The organism is Streptomyces sp. NPDC107575 (assembly GCF_055657265.1).
Window position 1 is genome coordinate 446319 of the sequence record NZ_JBVKBG010000007.1, and the last position, 20901, is coordinate 467219.

Below are 20901 nucleotides of genomic sequence, written 5' to 3' on the forward strand. Positions count from 1 at the left end.
TCCCGCCATGCCGCCCGCGTCGCCGAGAACCGCCCGAGCCATCAACGACCGGCTCGCGCTGCGCCTCCTCCAGGAGGAAGGGCCGCTCACCGCCGGGCAGTTGAAGGAACGCACGGGCCTGTCCCGGCCCACCGTCGCCGACCTCGTCGAGCGGCTCACCGCGGCGGGTCTCATCGAGGTCGCGGGCGAGGCGGGCGCCGAGCGCCGCGGCCCCAACGCCCGGCTCTACGGAATCGTCGCCGACCGCGCCCACCTCGCCGCGCTCGACGTGCGTACCGGGGGCGTACGGCTCGTCGTCGCCGACCTGTTGGGCACGGTGCTCGCGGAGGCGTCCGCGCCGGTCGAGCCCGGCGACGACACCGGAGTCGCCGTCGAGCGGGCGGTGGAGCTGCTCGAACGTACGGCGAAGGAGGCCGGGGTCGAGCGGCTGCACACGGTGGGCGTGGGGGCGCCAGGGCTGATCGACCCGGCGACGGGTGAGCTGCGGGACTCCTCGGGGCTGCCGCGCTGGCACCGCCGCCTCGTCGCCGCGCTGCAGGAGCGGCTGCCCGCGCGGGTGCTGGTGGAGAACGAGACGAACCTCGCCGCCGTGGCCGAGCGCAAGGACGGCGCCGCGCGCGACCGCGACACGTTCGTGCTGCTGTGGCTCGGGCTCGGCATCGGCGCGGCGGTCGTCCTCGACGGCAAGCTGCGCCGCGGTGCCTCCGGCGGTACGGGCGAGGTCGGCTTCCTGCCGGTGCCGGGGACGGCCGGGCTGCCGTCCGCGGCGGGCTGCGACGGAGGCTTCCACTCGCTGGCCGGCTCGGCGGCGATCCTCGAACTGGCCGCAGCGCACGGGCTCGTGGAGCCCGGCGCACCGCTGGAGCGGGCGGCGGACGTGGTGCGCGCCGGGGACGCGGACTTCCTCGACGCGCTGGCCGACCGGGTGGTGCTGGGCGCCGCCGCGGTGGTGGCCGTCCTCGACCCCGGCTGCGTGGTGCTCGCGGGCGAGGTCGGCCGCGCGGGCGGCGCGGCCCTCGCCGCCCGGGTGGCGACCCGCATCGCCGCGATGTCCCCGTTGCCGACCGACGTCCGCCCAGGCGAGCTGGGCGGCAGTGCGGTCCTCCGCGGGGCGCTCCTGATGGCCCGAGAGGCGGCCCAGGAGGCGGTCTACCCCCGCGAGGCGCGCATTTCCAGCCCCTGCGGCGATTGAGCAGCGGGGTCCGGGGCGGAGCCCCGAGGCGTAGGAACGGTCAGCGCCGAGCCAGATACTCCGCGAACGTCACCTTGCCGACCGCCTCCCGCGGAGCGAGATGCCCGCCCGCCCGGAACGCCCGATACGCCTTCCCCGCCAGCGGCACGGAGACGACCGCCCGCCGCTTTCCCGCCGCCCTGAGATACGTACGCGCAAGGTCCGTGAACGCGAGCACCTCCGGCCCACCCATGTCCTCCACCCGCCCCGCCGGCGGCGCGACCGCCAACTCGGCCAACCGGTCCGCCACTTCCGCCACCTCGATCGGCTGATCGCTCACCCCGGAGGGCAACAGCACCACCGGCAACTTCGCCGCGACCCGCACGATCGTCGCCACCAGGTCGTGGAACTGCGTCGCCCGCAACACCGTCCACCCGAGCCCCGACTCCTCGACGAGCCGCTCCACCGCGAGCTTCGCCTTGTAGTAGGGGAACGGGACCTCGTCCACGCCGACGATCGAGATGTAGAGCAGATGCGGGACCTCCGCCCGGCGCGCGGCCGCGATCAGGTTCGCCGCCGCCTTCTCGTCCCCGCCGGTCTGCGTCGACGCGCAGTGCACGATCGTGTCCACGCCGGTCACGGCCCGGTCGAGCGCGGGCCCGCCCTCGCGCAGGTCCACGGCGTACGGCTCGCTGTGCCTGCTCAGCACCCGCACCTCGTGCCCCGCCCCGCGCAGCCGCTCGGTGACGAGTCGGCCGAGCGTTCCGGTTCCGCCGGTCACCAGGATCGTGGTCATCGCCTTCTCAGCTCCTTCGCACCCGGATGTCCCCCTGCGGAACGCCCGTCGTCAGCTGAGAACCGGCGGCGCCGCGCGTTTGTGACAGCCCTACGCCGCCGTCCCGAGCTGACGGGTCACGAACCCCAGCTTGTCCGGGTTCAGGATCGTGCGCCCCACCGAAACGCGCCCGTCCCGCACCTCGAAGCAGACCACCGCGAACAGGCTCCCGCCCGGCTGCCGCGCGACGATCCCCGGCTCCCCGTTGATTTCGGCGACGAACAGCTCCACGCCCACCAGGTACCGCTCGGCGATGCCCTCGAGGAACCGCAGCACCTTCTCGCGGCCCGAGACGGCCCTGCGGGCCGCGGTGACCTTGCCGCCGCCGTCGCCCCACCACTGCACATCCGTGGCGAGCATCTTCTCCAGCGCCGCCAGATCACCCTCGCGGGCCGCCCCGACGAACGCCTCGACCAGCTCGCGCCGCACCCGCTCCGACGGCTCGAACCGCGCCCGCTCCTCCTCCAGGCGCGCGACCGAACGCCGGTACAGCTGGCGGCAGTTCGCCTCGCCGAGATCGAGCACCCCGGCGATCTCCCGGTACCCGTACGCGAAGGCCTCCCGCAGCACGTACACCGCCCGCTCCGTCGGCGTGAGCCGCTCCAGGAGGACGAGGAGCGCGCAGGACACCGAGTCGAGCTGCTCGGCCGACTCCAGCGGGCCGAGGGTGCCGTCCGAGGTGAGGACGGGCTCGGGCAGCCAGGGGCCCGCGTACTGCTCCCGCTGGACGCGCGCCGACGAGAGCCGGTTCAGGCAGAGGTTCGTGACGACCTTGGCGAGCCAGGCGCCCACGTGCTCGACGGACCCCGGTTCGGTCGCGCCGAACCGCAGATACGCGTCCTGCACCGTGTCCTTGGCCTCCTCGGCGGAGCCGAGCATCCGGTAGGCGAGTCCGAACATCCGGCCCCGGTGGCTCTCGAACTCGGCGGCGCGCTGCGGGCTTTGCGTGCTGGTCACGCCCTCAGACTGCCAGAACGGCGGCGTATTCCCGTGGACGGGCGAAAACCAGCGACGCGGCCTGTGAGTCAGCCCACAGCATTCGCATGCGTGCACGTCGGGCAGACGTGGCAGACTGGCTCTGTACCAGAAGCAGCGCACTCCGGGGTCGGTGAAAGTCCGAACCGGCGGTTACAGTCCGCGACCCGGTCACGCACCTTGTGACCGGTTGACCAGGTGAAATTCCTGGACCGACGGTTAAAGTCCGGATGGGAGGCAGTGCGCGGCGGGCGGGCACGTGAGTGCGCGTCGCCGGCTGTTTCAGCGGTCCCTCCAGGGGACCGGTGTCGACCGCGGCGTCGCCCCAGGTGTCGCAGCCCGTACGTTCTGTCGTCGTCGTACGACAGTGCCCCGGAGTCCAGGCCCGTAGAGGGAGGACCCGGGAAGTGTTCACCGGAATCGTCGAAGAGCTGGGCGAGATCACCGCCGTCGAGATGCTCGACGACGCCTGTCGCTTCCGTGTCCGAGGCCCCGTCGTCACCGAAGGCGCCAAACACGGCGACTCCATCGCGGTCAACGGCGTGTGCCTCACCGTCGTCGAGCACGAGAACGACGAGTTCACCGCCGACGTCATGGCCGAGACCCTCAAGCGCTCCAGCCTCGGCGCGCTCGCCACGGGCTCCCGCGTCAACCTCGAACGGCCGATGGTCGCCGACGGCCGCTTCGGCGGGCACGTCGTGCAGGGCCACGTCGACGGGACCGGCACGATCGTGGACCGCACGCCCTCCGAGCACTGGGAGATCGTCAAGATCTCGCTGCCCGCCGAGCTGTCGAAGTACGTCGTCGAGAAGGGCTCCATCACCGTCGACGGCGTGAGCCTGACGGTCGTCGAGGCCGCCGACGACTACTTCACCATCAGCCTCATCCCGACCACCCTCGCCCTGACCACGCTCGGCGTGAAGCAGGCAGGCGACCCGGTCAACCTCGAGGTCGACGTCATCGCCAAGTACGTCGAGCGGATGCTCGGCAGCCAGGGGGCGGGCAAGTGAACTGGCTCAACACCGAAGCCTTCACGATCTTCGGCCAGCACATCCTCTGGTCCGACATGATCGGCAACACGATCGGTCTCATCGCCCTCGCGCTCGGCTGGCGCCGCTCCATATGGACCTGGCCCGCCCAGCTGATATCCGGCGCCATCCTGCTCACCGCCTTCGCCACCGCCCACCTCTCGGGCAGCGCGGGCAAGCAGCTCGTCGTCATCGCCGTCGCCCTGTACGGCTGGTGGCAGTGGAACCGCGGCAAGGGCCAGGCGCAGGACGGCTCCATCGCGGTCCGCTTCGCCACCTGGCGCGAGCGCGGCTGCCTGATCGGCGCGGCGGCCGTCGGCACGCTCGCGGTGGGCGGCCTGTTCACCGCCTTCCCGACGCTGTCCTGGGACCCGTGGCCGGACGCGTACATCTTCGTCGGCACCGTCGTCGCCATGTACGCCCAGGCCCGCGGCATGGTCGAGTTCTGGTTCGCCTGGCTCCTCGTCGACCTCGTCGGCGTCCCCCTGAACTTCGCCAACGGCTTCGCCTTCTCCGGCTTCGTCTACGTCATCTACGGCGCGCTCGTCCTGTGGGGCATGCGCGACTGGTGGCTGCGCTCCCGCGCGGCTGCCGCCCCCGCCCCGACCCTGGAAGGAGCCCGCGCATGAGTACGGCACCGAACCTCTACGAGGTCGAGGACCTGTCGCTCGACCCGGTCGAGATGGCGATCCGCGACATCGCCGCCGGACGGCCCGTCGTGGTCGTCGACGACGAGGACCGCGAGAACGAGGGCGACCTCGTCGTCGCCGCCGAGAAGATCACGCCCGAGATCGTCGCCTTCATGATGAGCGAGTGCCGCGGCCTGATCTGCGCCCCCATGGAGGGCGCCGAGCTGGACCGGCTCGAACTGCCGCAGATGGTCGGCAACAACACCGAGTCGATGCAGACCGCGTTCACCGTCTCCGTCGACGCCTCCGGTGCGCACGGCGTGACCACCGGCATCTCCGCGGCCGACCGCGCCAAGACCCTGCGCATGCTCGCCTCCGGCACCTCGATGGCCGGCGACTTCGTCCGCCCCGGCCACATCTTCCCGCTGCGCGCCAAGGAGGGCGGTGTCCTCGTCCGCGACGGACACACCGAGGCGGCCGTCGACCTCGCCCGCCTCGCGGGCCTGCGCCCGGCCGGCGCCATCGTGGAGATCGCGGGCGAGGACGGCGTCATGCTGCGCCTGCCCGAACTGGTCCCGTTCGCCCGCCGCCACGGCCTGACGATCATCTCCATCAAGGACCTGATCGACTACCGCCGCACCTCCGAGCCCACGGTCAAGCGCGAGGCGACCGTTCAACTCCCCACCGCCTTCGGCGAGTTCACGGCCTACGGCTACCGCTCCACGGTCGACGGCGTCGAGCACGTCGCCCTCGTCCACGGCGAGATCGGCGACGGCGAGGAGGTCCTCGCCCGGATCCACTCCGAGTGCCTGACCGGCGACGTCTTCCACTCGCTTCGCTGCGACTGCGGCCCCCAGCTGGAGGAATCCATGCGCCGCATCGTCGAGGAGGGCCGCGGCGTCGTCGTCTACCTGCGCGGACACGAGGGCCGCGGCATCGGCCTGCTCTCCAAGCTGCGCGCCTACGAGCTCCAGGAGCAGGGCCGCGACACCCTCGACGCCAACCTGGAGCTCGGCCTGCCCGCCGACGCCCGGGACTACGCGGCGGGCGCCCAGATCCTCGGCGACCTCGGCGTGCGCAGCCTGCGCCTCATGACGAACAACCCCGACAAGACCGAGGCCCTCACCCGGCACGGCCTCAAGGTCACCGAGCGGGAGCCGATGCCCGTCACGGTGGGCGAGCACAACCTGCGCTACCTGCGCACCAAGCGGGACCGCATGGGCCACGACCTGCCGTGGCTGGACGCCCCGCGCACGTCCGCCTGCAACAACCAGTAAGCCAACCGTTTTCAGATACGTACGTACGAGGAGAAGCGCGTGAGCGGCAAGGGTGCACCCGAACTGAGCGTGAAGAACTGCGGCGACCTGCGCGTGGCCGTCATCGCGGCCCAGTGGCACGAGCAGGTCATGGACGGACTCGTGAACGGCGCGCTGCGCGCCCTGAACGAGCTGGGCATCAGCGAGCCCACCGTCCTGCGCGTCCCCGGCAGCTTCGAGCTGCCGGTCGTCGCCAAGGTCCTCGCGGGCCGCGGCTACGACGCGATCGTCGCGCTCGGCGTCGTCATCCGCGGCGGCACCCCGCACTTCGAGTACGTCTGCCAGGGCGTGACGAACGGGCTGACCCAGGTCACCGTCGAGACCGGCGTCCCCGTCGGCTTCGGTGTCCTGACCTGCGACACCGAGGAGCAGGCGCTCGACCGCGCCGGAATCGAGGGCTCCAGCGAGGACAAGGGGCACGAGGCGGTCACCGCCGCCGTCGCCACCGCGACCACGCTGCGCACCATCGCCGAGCCCTGGCGCTGAGCGCGGGGCCGGGACGCGTAAAGTAGACGCCACCATGTCCAATAAGACGTTCGAGGAGCTCTTCACCGAGCTCCAGCACAAGGCAGCCAACGGCGATCCCGCCACGTCCCGCACCGCTGAGCTGGTCGACAAGGGCGTCCATGCCATCGGCAAGAAGGTCGTCGAGGAGGCCGCCGAAGTCTGGATGGCCGCCGAGCACGAGGGCAAGGACGCCGCCGCCGAGGAGATCTCGCAGCTCCTCTACCACGTCCAGGTGATGATGGTCGCCCGCGGCATCTCCCTCGACGACGTGTACGCGCACCTCTAAGCCCGCGCGCCCACCCCATCCGCAACTCACCCCTTACGCAAAGGAATCCGACCTCATGCTGCGCATCGCCGTCCCCAACAAGGGTTCACTCTCAGGGCCTGCGTCGGACATGCTGCATGAGGCCGGATACCGGCAGCGCAAGGAGTCCAAGGAACTCGTCACGGTCGACCCGGACAACGAGGTCGAGTTCTTCTACCTGCGCCCCAAGGACATCGCGATCTACGTGTCCTCGGGCAAGCTCGACATCGGCATCACCGGCGAGGACCTGCTGATCGACTCCGGCGCCCAGGCCGAGACGATCCTGCCGCTCGGCTTCGCCCGCTCGACCTTCCGCTTCGCCTCGCGCCCGGGGGCCGTCAAGGACCTCGCGGACCTGGCGGGCCGGACGATCGCGACCTCGTACGAGGGCATCGTCGCCAAGTACCTCGCCGAGCGCGGCGTGGAGGCCAACGTCGTGCACCTCGACGGCGCCGTCGAGACCGCCATCGAGCTCGGTGTCGCCGACGCGATCGCCGACGTCGTCGAGACCGGCACGTCGCTGCGCAACGCCGGCCTGGAGGTCTTCGGCGAGCCGATCATGCGCTCCGAGGCCTGTGTCATCCGCCGCAAGGGCGACACGTCGGACGACCCCAAGGTGCAGCAGTTCCTGCGCCGCCTCCAGGGCGTCCTCGTCGCCCGGACGTACGTGATGATGGACTACGACTGCCGCGCCGAACACCTGGAGAAGGCGGTCGCCCTCACCCCCGGCCTGGAGTCCCCGACGATCTCCCCGCTCCACAACGAGGGCTGGGTCGCGGTGCGCGCCATGGTCCCGTCGAAGGGCGCGCAGCGGATCATGGACGACCTGTACGCCCTCGGCGCGCGGGCCATCCTCACCACGGCCATCCACGCCTGCCGCCTCTGAGGACGCATCCCCATGTCCGACCACCCCAGCCTGCCCGTCACCTTCCGGCCGGGCCGCACCCGCGCCCTCCTGCACGCGCTCGGCGCCGCATCCTTCGTGGTGATCACGGTCGTCGCGCTGCTGCTCGGCGGCCTGAGCCCGGGGGAGAAGTCCAGCTTCGTCTTCACCGGGGCGCTGTTCTGGGCCGTGCTCTGGCTGCTGGCCCGGCCCAAGGTCGTCGCCGACGCCGAGGGCGTCACGGTGGTCAACGTGGCCCGCAGCCGCCGTCTGACCTGGGCGGAGATCGTCCAGGTCAACCTGCGCCCCGGCGACCCCTGGGTCTTCCTCGACCTCACCGACGGCACGAGCATGGCCGCGATGGGCATCCAGCCCGGCATGGCCAAACAATCCGCCATCCGCGACGCGAAGGCCCTCCGCGCCCTGACGGAATCCGCGCACCAATCAAGCCCCGCCGGCGATTGAGGCGAGGGCCCGGTGCAGCGGGTGTTTTGAGCCCCTGCGGCGATTGAGCAGCGGGGTCCGGGGCAGAGCCCCGAGACGCCAACCCCGCCGCCGCCGACTCCAGCGGGCGCAGCCCCTGACGCACAGCCCACCCGCTTGATTAACCTGGTGCCGGGGCGGCGCCCACCGCCGCCCCGCCCCCACCCGCCAACCCGGCGGAGCCAAGGGCTCCTGCTAACCAAGGAGTGACTCCCTCCAGCGATGGACGGATCGTCCGGTAGTACCTGCGCCGCCCCCTCCCGACACCGCGCTCTCGAAGCGCACACGTCCCCGGAGGCGGCGGCATGACCATCCCGTTGCTGCTCCTCGCGGCCGCCTTCCTCCTGATCCTCGCCAACGGCTTCTTCGTGGCGGCCGAATTCGGCCTCGTCACCGTGGAGCGCCCCGACGCCGAGAAGGCCGCGGCCGCGGGCGACAAGCGCGCCCGCACCGTCGTCAGTGCCCTTAAGCAGCTGTCCTTCCAGCTCTCCGGCACCCAGCTCGGCATCACCATCACCTCACTGGTCGTCGGCATGCTCGCCGAACCGGCCCTGGCCCAACTGCTGAACGCCCCCTTCACGGCCATCGGCATCCCCGAGGGCGCGGTCGGCGGCGTATCGGTCGTCGTCGGCATGCTGCTGGCGTCCGCCGTGCAGATGGTGATCGGCGAACTCGTGCCGAAGAACTGGGCGGTCTCCAAGCCGCTCCAGGTGGCCCGCTTCGTCGCCGGCCCCCAGACGGTCTTCGCCCGGCTGTTCCGCCCGGTCATCGCCCTGCTGAACACCGTCGCCAACCGCCTCGTGCGGGCGCTCGGCGTCGAGCCCGCCGACGAGCTGGCCTCCGCCCGCACCCCGGGCGAGCTGGTCTCCCTGGCCAGGCACTCCGCGCAGGCGGGTGCCCTGGAGCAGGACACGGCCGACCTGTTCGTCCGCACCCTCTCCCTCGCCGAGCTGACCGCGCAGCACGTCATGACGCCGCGCGTGAAGGTCAGCGCGCTGCAGGCGTCCGCGACCGCCGAGGACGTGGTCAACCTGACCCGCGCCACGGGTCTGTCCCGCTTCCCGGTCTACCGGGAGCGGATCGACGAGATCATCGGCATGGTGCACCTGAAGGACGCCCTCGCGATGCCCGCACACCAACGGCTGCGCACGCCGGTCAGCCGCATCGCGCAGCCCCCGCTCCTGGTCCCCGAGACCCTCCCCGTGCAGCCCCTCCTGGCGCGCCTGCGCAGCGAGCAGCCCATCGCCGTCGTCGTCGACGAGTACGGCGGCACGGCCGGGGTCGTCACCCTGGAGGACATCGTGGAGGAACTCGTGGGCGAGGTCCGCGACGAGCACGACGGCCTCGACCTGCCCGAGCTGGCCGCGGCCCCGCCGGAGGACGGCCGCCCCGCCTGGGAGGTGGACGGCGGCTGCCGCGTCGACATCCTGCGCCGCATCGGCCTCGACGCCCCCGAGGGCCCGTACGAGACCGTGGCCGGACTCGTCGCCGATCTCCTGGGCCGCATCCCGGCCCCCGGCGACAAGGCCGAACTCCCCGGCTGGCGCCTGTCGGTGCGCGCCGTCGACCACTACCGGGCGGAACGCGTCCGCATCGTACGTACGTCGGACGTCCCGAAGCCGGCGGTCCTGGAGGCGGCCCGATGAGCGCGCTGCAACTCGTGTTCGCGGGCCTGCTGGTCCTCGCGAACGGCTTCTTCGTCGGCGCGGAGTTCGCGCTCGTCTCGGTGCGCCGCAGCCAGATCGAACCGATCCCCGGCAAGCGCGCCAAGCAGGTCCTGTACGGCCTGGAGCACCTGCCGCAGATGATGGCGGCGGCCCAGTTCGGCATCACCGTCTGCTCGCTGACCCTGGGCGCGGTGGCCGAACCGACGGTGGCCCATCTCCTGGAGCCCGTCTTCGAGGCGGCGCACGTCCCGCACGGCATGATCCACCCGCTCGGGTACGTGATCGCGCTCGCGGCCGTGGTCTTCTTCCACCTCGTCATCGGCGAGATGGTCCCGAAGAACCTGGCGATGGCGGCGCCGGAGAAGACGGCGCTGTGGTTCAGCCCCGGCCTCGTCGCCTTCGCCCGCCTCTGCAAGCCGGTCACCATCGCCCTCGGCGCCTGCGCCCGGCTGATCCTCAAGCTCTTCAGGGTCGAGCCGAAGGACGAGGTGGAGGCGGTCTTCACGAGCGAGCAGCTCAACCGCCTGGTCGAGGACTCGGGCCAGGCGGGACTCCTCGCCCCCGAGGAGCAGGAGCGCCTGGAGGACGCCCTGGAACTGGGCTCCCGCCCGGTGACGGACGTCCTGCTCGACCGCGCCTCGCTGGTGACGGTGGGCCCCGCGGTCACCCCGGCCGAGATCATCGGCCTCACGGGCCGCACGGGCTACTCCCGCTTCCCGCTCTGCTCCGACGACGGCGCCTTCATGGGCTATCTGCACGTCAAGGACGTCCTCGACCTGATCGAAGGACCCGACACGGACCGTGCGGTCCCGCAGCAGCTCTGGCGCCCGATGGCGACGCTCCGCTCGGAACTCCCCCTGGACGACGCCCTCACGGTGATGCGCCGCGCGGCCACCCACCTCGCCCAGGTCGCGGACGCCTCCGGCCGCGTCCTCGGCCTGGTCGCCCTGGAGGACGTCCTGGAACTCCTGGTCGGCGAGGTCAACGACCCGACCCACCGCGAAAGCGACCCCCTCAGGGTCCCGGAGGCCCGCAAGCGCGAGGGGGCACTGGCGTAGGCAATTCTCGCTCCGGATCCGATTGAGGTGCGGGTCCGGTTCGGCGGGTAAATCAAGCCCCTGCGGCGATTGAGCAGCGGGGCCCGGGGCAGAGCCCCGAGACGTCAACCCCGGTTCCGCCGAAACGGAACCGGGGCCCGACGGATCAACCGCCGGACGGCCCCCGCCCCGACAACACCTCACCGTAGGCCTGCATAAGATCCGGCAACCGAAGCGTGGCCAGATCATCCCGCGTGGGCTCGACCGCATACCCGGTGAGCCGCAGATCGCGATACGCACACGACTTCTCGTACAGCGTCCGCAGGAACCGCCCGTTCCCGAGCTCGTCGATCCACCCCTGGTCCACCACGTGCCCGGCGATCGAGCGCAGCTCGTCCCGCGCCTCCTCGTCCCACACGTCCCCGTTCTCCGCGGCCAACACCTCACCGATGGACGTGAGTTCAAGCGGCCGGTACGACGGGAAGTCGACCCGCGTCGTGAACCGCGACGAAAGCCCGGGGTTGGCGGCGAGCAGTCGGTCCATCCCCTCCGGATACCCGGCGAGGATGACCACCAGGTGGTCCCGGTTGTCCTCGGCCCGCTTCAGCAGCACCTGAAGCGCCTCGTCCCCGTACGCGTCGCCCTTCCCGTAACCGGAGTTGGACAGGGCGTACGCCTCGTCGACGAACAGCACCCCGCCCAGAGCCGAATCAATGAGCTCGTTCGCCTTCACGGCGGTCTGCCCCAGGTACTCGCCCACCAGATCCGCCCGCTGCGCCTCCACCAGATGGTCCCCGCCGAGCAGCCCGAGCGCGTAGAAGACCCGCCCGAGGATCCGCGCCACCGTCGTCTTCCCCGTACCCGAGGGCCCGGAGAAGACGAAGTGCCGCTTCGGCGGCTGGACCGGGAGCCCCTGCCCGGACCGCAGGCGTGCCATGTTCAACTGGGCGGAGAGCGCCTTCACTTGGCGCTTCACGGGCTCGAGGCCCACCATCCGCTCCAGCTCGCTGAGTGCCTCCTCCAGGAGCACCGGGTCCGTGGAGCTGGCCGGCGGCGGTGCGGGCACCGGCACCACGGCCTTCTCCCGCACCATGTCGGCGTCGTCGGCCGCCGCGCCGCCGGGAGGCGGCAGATCGGGGTCGGTGACCTTGAGGTTGCGCCCGTCGCTCTCGTACAGCGGATCGCCCGCGTCGCCGTCGAGCCCGTCCGGGTACCCGGTCATCGTCAGCGTCGTGAGGTCGGAGCCGTCCCCGAAGTCCCCGTACCCGTCCCCCTCGGCGATCGCCGCGAGCCGCGCCGAGGTGTCCATGAAGGCGGGGTCGACCCGGTGCACCGCCCGGTACAGGGGGAGCGCGGCCGCCGAGCGCCCCGTGCCCTCGTGCGCCCTGGCCAGCCAGTAGCGCAGCTCCTTGCGCTGCGGCTGCTCGCTGCGACAGCGCATCAGGGCGGAGGAGAGCAGCGGCTCCGCCTGCCCGTACATCTCCAGGCGCACCCGGGCCATGCCGCCGAACAGTCCGGCCTCGATGCCGAGCATCGGGTCGTCGGTCAACGGGTCGGTGTGCCGGACCAGTTGCTCCCAGTCCTTCACCAGGTACGAGCGGCAGGCGTGCAGGAAGCGCACCTGCGGATCCGCGTCGAACGGCGGCAGCGTGGCCAACGCCCGGTCCAGGTCCGGGACATGGCGCCCGTCCAGCCAGTGCGAGGCGTGCGCGAGCAGCAGGTCGCGCGGGTGTTCAAGGACCGGCTGAACCCACCAGCCCAGCCAGTACCAGGAGTTGAGTGTGCGCCGATGGCGCATGCGCTGCTCCCCGAACCGGTCGCGGTGCCGGAACATGCGCAGCAGCGCCGTCGTCGTGTCGACGCGCAGGGCGTGCAGCCCGAGCCAGCCGTCGGCCATCCCCGGGTCCATCCGTACCGCCGTGCGGAATTCGTCCTCCGCCTGCGGATACGCGCCCATGGTGTAGGCGTCGACGCCTCGCAGCCAGGCGAGGTCGGCCGGGCCGGCCTGTGCACCGGTGCCGAAGTCCATCACGTCCCCCACAAACCGTGCCCCCGATGAACCGCTCTGTCATGGACGGGAGTTGTCACGATGCGGACAGCGAGCCGTCCGTAGACCGCACCGAGGGCATCGTACCTGCGGGGGCGAGCTCGGCCGTAGGGCGCGACCCGGTCGGATCGGGGCGCGGGCGGGGGATTCGGTGCAGGTGAGCGCGGTACCGTTTGGTGACCCAGGGTGAGCGAAAGGCGGCTCGGCGCGCTCGGTGAGGGGCATTGAGGGCAGAACGAAGCCCCCGATCACGGGGGAACAACCGGGGGCTTCGCGTCTGTAGGCGGCCCCGAAAGGCCGCACATTGAGAACGTAAGTCCTGTACGGCCCCCCGGTCAAGCAGAGTTGGGGCTCTCGTGGAAAGTGGCGGAAGGGTGTTTCCACAGGTTCACCGGACCGCTGGCGGTCCGTCACGGTGAGTGACGGGCTCCTTCAAGGGTGGGATCCCACCAGGCCCTTCCCGCACCTCGTACCCCTCTGGACACTCGCGTACCAAAAGGTCTGCGAAGGGGAGGGACGGGTTCTCTCGGAAGTGCTCCCGTTCCGCTGGAATCCAGCCGTCCCAGAACTCCCGCTGTTCCTCCCCGTCCCGCGCGCGTCCCCGCGCCCACGCCGCCTCGCGGGGCATGTCGAGCCACAGCAACATCGCGAGTTCCGGCCGAAGTTCGCTCCGGCCCGCGCCGACGCCCTCGATCAGGACGACGTCGGCCGCCGGCAGCTCGCGCACGGCGGCGTAGCGGCGGGCATGCCAGTCGTACGTCTCGTAGCGCGCGGTCTCGCCACGGGAGAGCGGGGCGAGGACCTGGGCGCGCAGGCGCTCGGTCCAGGCGAAGAGCGCGTCGTGGCTGGCGAGGTCGTCGATCCGCAGGACGGGCGCCCCGCCGAGCGCCTCCGCGAGCCGCGCCGCGAGGGTCGACTTCCCGGAACCCGCGTGCCCGTCGATGCCGACGAGGCGCACGGGGCCGCAGGAGGGCGGAAGCCGGCGGATCCGGTCGGCGCAGTCGGCGAGGGGCACATGGTGGTAGCTCACGGCCGCAAGGGTACGACGCCGCCCGGATCGGTTTCGCGCGCGCCGCCGCAGGTCATGCCAGTGGTGAAGACCAATATTCGTGCGGGCGCGCCGCTGCGAAACGCTGGTGGAAATCCCGCCCCGGCGGCCATAGTTGGCGCACTCTGTCACGTCAGTCTCCGTCTCTGTCTCAGTCTCCGTCACGTCCGTCAGAACCGACGACCGAGGGATCAGCCGATGACCCGACCCGAAACCCCGTCCCCGCTCTCCCGGAGAACCGTTCTCGCGGCGGCCGCGGGCGCCGCGCTCGCCACGACGGCCGCGACGGGCGCCGCGCGCGCAGCCGGTTCCGCGCGGCAGTCCGCACCGACCGCGCGGAAGGGCGCCGTGAACCGCCTCGTGGACAACCGCACCTGGACGACGTCCACCGACTGGCGCTCCGGCACCGCGCACGGCACGCGCGTCGTGGGCGGCGCGCGCCCCGGCGTGACGATCGGCGCGCCCGCCGGTACGACGACGTACAAGGACCCGCACCTGAACAAGACGGCCGAGTGGGAGTACGCCGAGTGGCTCTCGCCGGTGCACGCGCTCTCGGTCCCCGCGACCGAGGTCATCGCGTCCTGGAACGCGCACACCCCGAAGGGCACCTGGATCCAGGTCGAACTCCAGGGCACCTACACGGACGGCGCGACGACCCCTTGGTACGTCATGGGCCGCTGGACCGCGGGCGACGACAAGGACGCCGACATCCGCCGCACGTCCGTGGACGACCAGTCCGACGGAAGGTCGAGCATCTGGACGGACACGTTCTCCATCGACGACGCGGCGTCCGGCCTCCGCCTGGCCTCGTACCGGCTGCGTCTGCGGCTGCTGCGCGCTCCGGGCTCGAAGGCGGCGCCCACGGTGTGGCGCCTGGGCGCCATGGGCTCGGACGTCCCGGACCGCTTCACGGTCCCCGCGTCCACGCCGGGCCTCGCCAAGGAGCTGAAGGTCCCGCGCTACTCGCAGAACATCCACGTCGGCCAGTACCCCGAGTACGACAACGGGGGAGAGGCCTGGTGCAGCCCCACCTCCTCGCAGATGATCATCGAGTACTGGGGGCGGAAGCCGACGGCCGAGCAGCTGGCCTGGGTGGACCCCTCGTTCGCCGACCCGCAGGTCTGCCACGCCGCCCGTCATACGTATGACTACCAGTACGAGGGCTGCGGCAACTGGCCGTTCAACGCGGCGTACGCGGCGACGTACAAGGACTTGCAGGGCGTCGTCACCCGCCTCTCCTCCCTCACCGACCTGGAGAAGCTGATCGCGGCCGGCATCCCGGCCATAACGTCCCAGTCGTTCCTCAAGGAGGAGCTGACCGGAGCGGGGTACGGCACGTCGGGGCACCTGATGACGGTCATCGGCTTCACCGCCGACGGCGACGTGATCGCCAACGACCCGGCCTCGCCCAGCGACCCCGCGGTCCGCCGCGTCTACAAGAGGCGCGAGTGGGAAAATATTTGGCTCCGTACCAAGCGCTACAACGCCACCGGCAAGGTCGTCTCCGGCACCGGTGGCGTCTGCTACCTGTACTTCCCGGCCCACCCGACCGAGAAGCAGCGCAAGGCGCTCGCGGCGGTGGGCGTGCGCTGAGCGCGCCCCGCGCCGGCCGGGTCAGCCCGTGACCACAGGGTTCACCACCCAGTCGGGGTGGCCCGGCATCGGCGGGGTCTTCGAGCCGTACAGCCACGGGCGCAGGAAGCCGGTCAGGTCCTGGCCCGCGACCTTCGAGGCGAGCTCGATGTAGTCGGCCGTCGACGCCGTCTTCCCCCGGTACTGGGTGACCCAGGCCCGTTCGATCCTCCCGAAGGTGTCCGCGCCGACCTGCTCGCGCAGCGCGTACAGGACGAGCGCCGAGCCGTCGTAGCGCATCCGCTTGAAGAGGTTCGGCTCCGTGGGCTCGGCGGGGGCGCCGTAGTCGTGGCGCCACTGGTCGTGGTTCTCGTAGGCCGTCTTCATGGCGGCCTCGAAGCTGTCGCCGCCGTGCTCCTCGGAGTACCAGCGCTCGTAGAAGCGGGCGTGCCCCTCGCTCACCCACAGGTCGGACCAGGTGGCGATGCCGACGCTGTCGCCGAGCCACTGGTGGGTCAGTTCGTGGACGAGATTGCGCTCGGCGTCGACCTTCGTGCCGAGCAGGTCCGCCTTCGGGACGAGGGACAGCGTCTGCGTCTCCAGGGCCACCCCGAGGTCCGTGTCGCCGACGAGGACGCCGTACCGGTTGAAGGGGTAGGGGCCCAACTTCTTTTGCAGCCAGGTCAGATGTTCGGGCGTCAGGTCGCGGTACTGCTTGGTCGGTGCCACCAGGTGGTCCGGCACGACATCGCGCAGCGGCAGCCCGCCGGGGCCCTTGCTGTCGACCAGCGTGAACTTCCCGATGGCCAGCTGGACCAGCTGCGTCGCGATCGGCTGCTCGGACTCGTACGTCCAGCGGATCCGGCCGTCGGCGCGCTCCGTGCGGTCGGTGAGGCGCCCGTTCGCGACGGCCGTGCGGTCGGCCGGGGTCGTCACGCGGAACGTGAAGGGGGCGCGCCGGCTCGGGTGGTCGTTCGCCGGGAAGATCATCTTGGCGCCGTTGGGCTGCGGGTACAGGACCGTCCCGTCGGGCGTCGGGATCCAGCCGTAGTCCTCGATCGCGTCGTCGCGGTGGCGCACCTGCGTCGGGTCGGCGGTGTACCCGACCTTCACGGTGAAGGCGGCGCCCCTGGGGATCGGTGCGGCGGGCGTGACGATCAGCTCGTCGCCGTCCCGCCGGGTCTCGGCGGCGCGGCCGTTCACGGTCACCGAGCGCAGCTCGTTCCCGGCGAAGTCGAGGTCGAAGCGGGACAGCGCCTGCGTCGCGGTGGCCCTGATCGTGGTGGCGGCGGCGAACGGGGTCCGCGGCGCCTGCCAGTCGAAGTCGAGCGTGTAGTGGCGCACGGTGTAGCCGCCGTTCCCGTCGAGCGGGAACATCGGGTCGCCGAGGCCCGCGGCGCCCGGCGTCGCGGCGTCGGTGGCCGCCCGGGAGACGGCCGCGGGGCCGGTCAGCGCGGCCGTGACGGTGATCGCCGCCGCGAGGGCGAGACGGGTTCTGCGGCGGGGTGTCCGGTACGTACTCATCGGGAACCTTCCGGTCGGACGGAACGCGTCGCAATGTGGGACGCGTGACGCCCCGGCCCGGTTGTACGTGACCAAGGTCTCGGCCGCGGGACGGCGATCCGATGGCAAGGTGGAGAGGGCGCCGGACGGGGGGCACGGGCGCAGCCGGGGGAGTCAGGACCAGCACCGCGACCCGAGCGAGACACCCATGACCGCGCATTCCGCCACCGCTTCCACCGCCGCCACGCGCGCCCGCACCGGCGGGCCCGAGGACAACGGGCCCAAGATCCTCGAACACGTCCTGGGCTGGACCTTCGTCGTGGTCCTCGCGATGCTCGTCACCCAGCTCGGCTGGATGTGACCGCGCCGTCGCCCACGGCGACGTGAGACGCCCCACCTCGGAGTCTTGAGGGCACCCCGAAAAGTGCCATACTGCGGGCTTCCGCACGGAGTCCGAGACCAGGGCCGGAATTGAACACCAGCCAACAACGGGCGCACGGCGCCGACCGCTCCACCGCCCGCCGCGCCGAACTCATCGCCATCGGCCGCAAGCTGTTCGCCGACACGTCCTACGACGCGCTGTCCATGGACGACATCGCGCAGCACGCGTGCGTGGCCAAGGGGCTCATCTACTACTACTTCAAGTCCAAGCGCGGCTACTACCTGGCGATCATCGAGGAGTCCGTCGGTGAACTCGTCGACGGCGCCAGCAGCGTGGGCGACCTGGCCCCCGTCGAGCGCGTGCACCGCACGGTGGACGGCTATCTGCGCTACGCGGAGCGGAACCAGGCGGCGTACCGCACGATCGTCACGGGTGGTGTGGGCTTCGACGCCCAGGTGCAGGCCATCCGCGACGAGGTGCGGGACGCGCTGATCGACACCATCGCCCGCGCCGCGTACGGGACTGCGCAGGTGCCGCTGCTCGCGCGCACGGCGCTGCTCGGCTGGCTGTGCAGCGTCGAGGGCATCACCCTCGACTGGATCGGCCACCACGCGCTCGAACGGGGCACGGTGCGCGCCCTGTTGGTGCGCACGCTCGGCGAGACCCTGCAGGTGATCGAGGAGTTCGAGCCCTCGCACCCGGCGCCGGTGCTCCCCTGACCACACGCGGGTACGCGCGCGTGGTCAGGGGAGCGGGTGTTCGGGGCGGGCTGGGCGGCTAGCCGATCGCCTTGATCAGCTCACCGTCCGGCGTGTCCCCGGACAGCTCCCAGAAGAAGGTGCCGCCCAGGCCCTGCTGGTTCTTGTACTCCGACTTCCCCGCGATCGTCTGCGGGGTGTCGTAGCTCCACCAGTCGTTCCCGCAGTGCGCGTACGCGGTGCCGCCGACCGTGCCGGTGGCCGGGCACTTGCTCTTGAGCTCCTTGTAGTCGTCGATGCCCTGCTCGTACTTGCCGGCCGCGGGCCCGGTCGCCGTGCCGCCGGGAGCGTCCTGTGTGACGCCGGTCCAGCCGCGCCCGTAGAACCCGATCCCGAGCAGCAGCTTGGAAGCGGGCACGCCCATCGCCTTGAGCTTCGCGATGGTGGCCGAGGAGTGCCAGTCCGCCTTCGGGATGCCGTCGTACGAGGTCAGCGGCGAGTGCGGGGCGGTAGGCCCCTTCGCGTCCCAGGCGCCGAAGAAGTCGTACGTCATCGGGTTGTACCAGTCGACGTACTGGGCGGCGCCCGCGTAGTCGGCGGCGTCCAGCTTGCCGCCCTCCGAGGCGTCGGCCGGGATGGCGGAGGTGATCAGGTAGTCACCGCCGAACTTCGAACGCAGCGCCGCCATCAGGTTCTTGTACGCGTCGCGCCCGCTGGTGTCGCAGGTGAGGCCGCAGGCGTTCGGGTACTCCCAGTCGATGTCGATGCCGTCGAAGACATCGGCCCACTTGGAGTTCTCGACCAGGTCGTAGCAGGACTGCGCGAACGCGGCCGGGTCCTTGGCCGCCTCGCCGAAGCCGCCGGACCAGGTCCAACCGCCGAAGGACCAGAGGACCTTGAGCTCCGGGTGCTTCTTCTTCAGCTTGAGCAGCTGGTTGAAGTTGCCGCGCAGCGGCTGGTCCCAGGTGTCGGCGACGCCGTCCACGGACTGATCGGCCGTGTACGCCTTGTCGGTCGCGGCGTAGGAGTCGCCCATCGCGCACTTGCCGCCCTGGACGTTGCCGAAGGAGTAGTTGATGTGCGTGAGCTTGTCCGCCGAGCCCGACGTCTCGATGTTCTTGACGTGGTAGTTGCGGTCGTAGACACCCCACTCGGTGAAGTATCCGACGACCTTCGAGCCGGCCGCCTTCGGCTCGGTGTCGCTCTGCGGCTGTGCCGAGGCGCCGCCCGCTCCGGCGAGCAGCCCGGCGCCGAGGACGGCGCAACATGCGGCGGAGAGGAGGGCCTTGAGGCCTCTACTGGGGAGGTGCGGTCTGAGCATCGTGTCTCCTCGTGGGGGAGGGGAGCGTGGGGGGTTCGTGCTGTGGACCTGCGCGCCGCACCTTAGAAGGACTAGACCAGTGGGGTCAATGGTCCGAACCAATTCCGCCGCAGCGAAAAAACTTTGAGTAAGCGGTCGTTAACCAGTGACGGGGTGCTCCGGATCGGGAATACTCGACACGCCGCGGCCGCGTGGTCTGCGCTTTCCGTGATCCGGAGGGGCAGCATCGGCCCGGCAGTGACCATCCGGCGGCGCCCGCCCACCCGGCGGCCGCCGCCGCAGTGCCCGCCCAGGGAGGAGAGCGTCGCCATGCCGGAGCCAGGAGTCGAGCGTCAGCTGCCGACGGACGAAGCTCAGGATCTGATGCGGCTCGTCCGCGACATCGCGCAGCGGGAGATCGCCCCGCGCGCGGCCGAGGACGAGGAGGCGGGCCGCTTCCCGCGCGAGACCTTCGGGCTCCTCTCCGAGTCGGGACTGCTCGGGCTGCCGTACGACGCCGAGTTCGGCGGCGGCGAGCAGCCGTACGAGGTCTACCTCCAGGTCCTCGAGGAGCTCGCGGCCGCCCGCCTCACGGTGGGTCTCGGCGTCAGCGTGCACTCGCTGTCCTGCCACGCCCTCGCGAACTTCGGGACGAAGCAGCAGCGCACCGAGCACCTGCCCGACATGCTGGGCGGCGGCCTGCTCGGCGCCTACTGCCTCTCCGAGCCGTCCTCGGGCTCCGACGCGGCGTCCCTGCGCACCAAGGCGGTCCGCGAGGGCGACGACTGGGTGCTCACGGGGACGAAGGCCTGGATCACCCACGGCGGCGTCGCCGACTTCTACACGGTCCTCGCGCGCACCGGAGGCGAGGGCGCGCACGGCATCACGGCGTTCCTGGTGCCCGGTGACGCGGCGGGCCTGAGCGCGGCGGTCCCCGAGAAGAAGATGGGCATGAAGGGCTCACCCACCGCCCAGATCCACCTGGACGGGGTGCGGGTGAGCGACGCGCGCCGCCTCGGGGACGAGGGGCAGGGCTTCCAGATCGCCCTCTCCGCGCTCGACTCGGGCCGCCTCGGGATCGCGGCCTGCGCGGTCGGCGTCGCGCAGGCCGCGCTCGACGCGGCGGTGGACTACGCGAAGGGGCGCGCCCAGTTCGGCAGGCCCATCGCGGACTTCCAGGGCCTTCGCTTCATGCTCGCGGACATGGCGACGCAGATCGAGGCGGGCCGCGCCCTGTATCTGTCGGCGGCCCGGCTGCGGGACGCGGGCAGGCCCTTCTCCAAGCAGGCCGCCATGGCGAAGCTGCTGTGCACGGACGCCGCGATGAAGGTCACCACGGACGCGGTGCAGGTCCTCGGGGGATACGGCTACACGGCCGACTTCCCCGTCGAGCGCCTGATGCGCGAGGCGAAGGTGCTCCAGATCGTCGAGGGCACCAATCAGATCCAGCGCATGGTCATCGCCCGTCACCTCGCCGGCCCTGAGACGGGCCGGCAGTAGGTCCCGCGGCGCCGCG

20 protein-coding genes and 1 riboswitch are annotated in these 20901 nt (G+C 71.4%); of the genes, 14 read left to right on the forward strand and 6 right to left on the reverse strand.

The window, feature by feature from the left end:
• Nucleotides 1–7: 7 nt before the first annotated feature.
• Entirely contained in the window at nucleotides 8–1192 is a 1185-nt protein-coding gene (locus ACZ7L4_RS34470; protein ID WP_472108716.1) for an ROK family transcriptional regulator, read from the forward strand.
• A gap of 40 nt (nucleotides 1193–1232) precedes the next feature.
• On the opposite strand, the gene ACZ7L4_RS34475 is transcribed toward ACZ7L4_RS34470, so the two are convergent.
• Nucleotides 1233–1967, reverse strand: coding sequence for an SDR family oxidoreductase (locus ACZ7L4_RS34475; RefSeq protein WP_472108717.1), 735 nt, complete (start codon nucleotides 1965–1967; stop codon nucleotides 1233–1235).
• A 90-nt stretch (nucleotides 1968–2057) separates the two neighbouring features.
• Nucleotides 2058–2963, reverse strand: a complete 906-nt coding sequence (gene sigJ, locus ACZ7L4_RS34480; protein ID WP_472108718.1) for an RNA polymerase sigma factor SigJ — start codon at nucleotides 2961–2963, stop codon at nucleotides 2058–2060.
• Nucleotides 2964–3096: 133 nt separating this feature from the next.
• Nucleotides 3097–3229: riboswitch (FMN riboswitch) on the forward strand.
• A gap of 159 nt (nucleotides 3230–3388) precedes the next feature.
• On the opposite strand from sigJ, the gene ACZ7L4_RS34485 reads away from it, so the two are divergent.
• From ACZ7L4_RS34485 to ACZ7L4_RS34525, 9 genes are all read left to right on the forward strand, one after another.
• Nucleotides 3389–3991, forward strand: a complete 603-nt coding sequence (locus ACZ7L4_RS34485; protein WP_472108720.1) for a riboflavin synthase — start codon at nucleotides 3389–3391, stop codon at nucleotides 3989–3991.
• A complete protein-coding gene (locus ACZ7L4_RS34490) occupies nucleotides 3988–4638 on the forward strand; it encodes a nicotinamide mononucleotide transporter family protein (protein ID WP_472108721.1) in 651 nt (216 codons plus the stop codon). Before ACZ7L4_RS34485 ends, ACZ7L4_RS34490 begins: the two co-directional genes overlap by 4 nt.
• Complete coding sequence (locus ACZ7L4_RS34495; protein ID WP_472108722.1) at nucleotides 4635–5915, forward strand: bifunctional 3,4-dihydroxy-2-butanone-4-phosphate synthase/GTP cyclohydrolase II; 1281 nt, start codon at nucleotides 4635–4637, stop codon at nucleotides 5913–5915. Before ACZ7L4_RS34490 ends, ACZ7L4_RS34495 begins: the two co-directional genes overlap by 4 nt.
• 39 nt (nucleotides 5916–5954) lie before the next feature.
• Complete coding sequence (gene ribH / locus ACZ7L4_RS34500; protein ID WP_472108724.1) at nucleotides 5955–6440, forward strand: 6,7-dimethyl-8-ribityllumazine synthase; 486 nt, start codon at nucleotides 5955–5957, stop codon at nucleotides 6438–6440.
• Between the two features lie 34 nt (nucleotides 6441–6474).
• Nucleotides 6475–6747, forward strand: a complete 273-nt coding sequence (locus ACZ7L4_RS34505; protein WP_422429997.1) for a phosphoribosyl-ATP diphosphatase — start codon at nucleotides 6475–6477, stop codon at nucleotides 6745–6747.
• A gap of 55 nt (nucleotides 6748–6802) precedes the next feature.
• The gene (gene hisG, locus ACZ7L4_RS34510; RefSeq protein WP_385763156.1) at nucleotides 6803–7651 is read left to right on the forward strand and encodes an ATP phosphoribosyltransferase; all 849 of its coding nucleotides are present in this window, start codon (nucleotides 6803–6805) and stop codon (nucleotides 7649–7651) included.
• Nucleotides 7652–7663: 12 nt separating this feature from the next.
• On the forward strand, nucleotides 7664–8113 hold the full coding sequence (locus ACZ7L4_RS34515; protein ID WP_472108726.1) for a PH domain-containing protein: 450 nt from the start codon (nucleotides 7664–7666) through the stop codon (nucleotides 8111–8113).
• Nucleotides 8114–8436: 323 nt separating this feature from the next.
• Complete coding sequence (locus ACZ7L4_RS34520; RefSeq protein WP_472108727.1) at nucleotides 8437–9777, forward strand: hemolysin family protein; 1341 nt, start codon at nucleotides 8437–8439, stop codon at nucleotides 9775–9777.
• Nucleotides 9774–10856 carry a hemolysin family protein gene (locus tag ACZ7L4_RS34525; RefSeq protein WP_472108728.1) on the forward strand — a complete coding sequence of 361 codons (1083 nt, stop codon included), beginning with the start codon at nucleotides 9774–9776 and terminating at the stop codon, nucleotides 10854–10856. Before ACZ7L4_RS34520 ends, ACZ7L4_RS34525 begins: the two co-directional genes overlap by 4 nt.
• Nucleotides 10857–11001: 145 nt before the next feature.
• On the opposite strand, the gene ACZ7L4_RS34530 is transcribed toward ACZ7L4_RS34525, so the two are convergent.
• Both ACZ7L4_RS34530 and ACZ7L4_RS34535 read right to left on the reverse strand, forming a co-directional pair.
• Entirely contained in the window at nucleotides 11002–12864 is a 1863-nt protein-coding gene (locus ACZ7L4_RS34530; protein ID WP_472108729.1) for an AAA family ATPase, read from the reverse strand.
• A 406-nt stretch (nucleotides 12865–13270) separates the two neighbouring features.
• Nucleotides 13271–13912, reverse strand: a complete 642-nt coding sequence (locus tag ACZ7L4_RS34535; RefSeq protein WP_472108731.1) for a uridine kinase family protein — start codon at nucleotides 13910–13912, stop codon at nucleotides 13271–13273.
• A gap of 216 nt (nucleotides 13913–14128) precedes the next feature.
• Here ACZ7L4_RS34535 and ACZ7L4_RS34540 point away from each other — a divergent pair, with 216 nt between their 5' ends.
• A complete protein-coding gene (locus ACZ7L4_RS34540; RefSeq protein ID WP_472108733.1) occupies nucleotides 14129–15523 on the forward strand; it encodes a peptidase C39 family protein in 1395 nt (464 codons plus the stop codon).
• Between the two features lie 21 nt (nucleotides 15524–15544).
• Here the strand turns inward: ACZ7L4_RS34540 and ACZ7L4_RS34545 are convergent, their stop codons facing one another.
• Entirely contained in the window at nucleotides 15545–17026 is a 1482-nt protein-coding gene (locus ACZ7L4_RS34545) for a M1 family metallopeptidase (protein WP_472108735.1), read from the reverse strand.
• A 187-nt stretch (nucleotides 17027–17213) separates the two neighbouring features.
• On the opposite strand from ACZ7L4_RS34545, the gene ACZ7L4_RS34550 reads away from it, so the two are divergent.
• The gene (locus ACZ7L4_RS34550) at nucleotides 17214–17366 is read left to right on the forward strand and encodes an SCO1431 family membrane protein (protein WP_472108736.1); all 153 of its coding nucleotides are present in this window, start codon (nucleotides 17214–17216) and stop codon (nucleotides 17364–17366) included.
• Nucleotides 17367–17476: 110 nt separating this feature from the next.
• The gene (locus tag ACZ7L4_RS34555) at nucleotides 17477–18106 is read left to right on the forward strand and encodes a TetR/AcrR family transcriptional regulator (protein ID WP_472108738.1); all 630 of its coding nucleotides are present in this window, start codon (nucleotides 17477–17479) and stop codon (nucleotides 18104–18106) included.
• Nucleotides 18107–18164: 58 nt separating this feature from the next.
• On the opposite strand, the gene ACZ7L4_RS34560 is transcribed toward ACZ7L4_RS34555, so the two are convergent.
• A complete protein-coding gene (locus tag ACZ7L4_RS34560; RefSeq protein ID WP_472108740.1) occupies nucleotides 18165–19406 on the reverse strand; it encodes a glycoside hydrolase family 18 protein in 1242 nt (413 codons plus the stop codon).
• Between the two features lie 309 nt (nucleotides 19407–19715).
• Here ACZ7L4_RS34560 and ACZ7L4_RS34565 point away from each other — a divergent pair, with 309 nt between their 5' ends.
• Entirely contained in the window at nucleotides 19716–20885 is a 1170-nt protein-coding gene (locus tag ACZ7L4_RS34565) for an acyl-CoA dehydrogenase family protein (RefSeq protein ID WP_472108741.1), read from the forward strand.
• The last annotated feature ends 16 nt before the right edge of the window (nucleotides 20886–20901 follow it).

What these genes read in the sequence shown, in the direction of transcription:
- ACZ7L4_RS34530 (WP_472108729.1), bottom strand. Translation starts at nt 12,864, where the DNA reads ATGGACTTCGGCACCGGTGCACAGGCCGGCCCGGCCGACCTCGCCTGG.
- hisG (WP_385763156.1), top strand. Translation starts at nt 6,803, where the DNA reads ATGCTGCGCATCGCCGTCCCCAACAAGGGTTCACTCTCAGGGCCTGCG.
- ACZ7L4_RS34565 (WP_472108741.1), top strand. Translation starts at nt 19,716, where the DNA reads ATGCCGGAGCCAGGAGTCGAGCGTCAGCTGCCGACGGACGAAGCTCAG.
- ACZ7L4_RS34495 (WP_472108722.1), top strand. Translation starts at nt 4,635, where the DNA reads ATGAGTACGGCACCGAACCTCTACGAGGTCGAGGACCTGTCGCTCGAC.
- ACZ7L4_RS34515 (WP_472108726.1), top strand. Translation starts at nt 7,664, where the DNA reads ATGTCCGACCACCCCAGCCTGCCCGTCACCTTCCGGCCGGGCCGCACC.
- ACZ7L4_RS34540 (WP_472108733.1), top strand. Translation starts at nt 14,129, where the DNA reads ATGACCCGACCCGAAACCCCGTCCCCGCTCTCCCGGAGAACCGTTCTC.
- ACZ7L4_RS34545 (WP_472108735.1), bottom strand. Translation starts at nt 17,026, where the DNA reads ATGAGTACGTACCGGACACCCCGCCGCAGAACCCGTCTCGCCCTCGCG.
- ACZ7L4_RS34525 (WP_472108728.1), top strand. Translation starts at nt 9,774, where the DNA reads ATGAGCGCGCTGCAACTCGTGTTCGCGGGCCTGCTGGTCCTCGCGAAC.
- ACZ7L4_RS34505 (WP_422429997.1), top strand. Translation starts at nt 6,475, where the DNA reads ATGTCCAATAAGACGTTCGAGGAGCTCTTCACCGAGCTCCAGCACAAG.
- ACZ7L4_RS34470 (WP_472108716.1), top strand. Translation starts at nt 8, where the DNA reads ATGCCGCCCGCGTCGCCGAGAACCGCCCGAGCCATCAACGACCGGCTC.
- ACZ7L4_RS34550 (WP_472108736.1), top strand. Translation starts at nt 17,214, where the DNA reads ATGACCGCGCATTCCGCCACCGCTTCCACCGCCGCCACGCGCGCCCGC.
- ACZ7L4_RS34560 (WP_472108740.1), bottom strand. Translation starts at nt 19,406, where the DNA reads ATGCTCAGACCGCACCTCCCCAGTAGAGGCCTCAAGGCCCTCCTCTCC.
- ACZ7L4_RS34520 (WP_472108727.1), top strand. Translation starts at nt 8,437, where the DNA reads ATGACCATCCCGTTGCTGCTCCTCGCGGCCGCCTTCCTCCTGATCCTC.
- ACZ7L4_RS34475 (WP_472108717.1), bottom strand. Translation starts at nt 1,967, where the DNA reads ATGACCACGATCCTGGTGACCGGCGGAACCGGAACGCTCGGCCGACTC.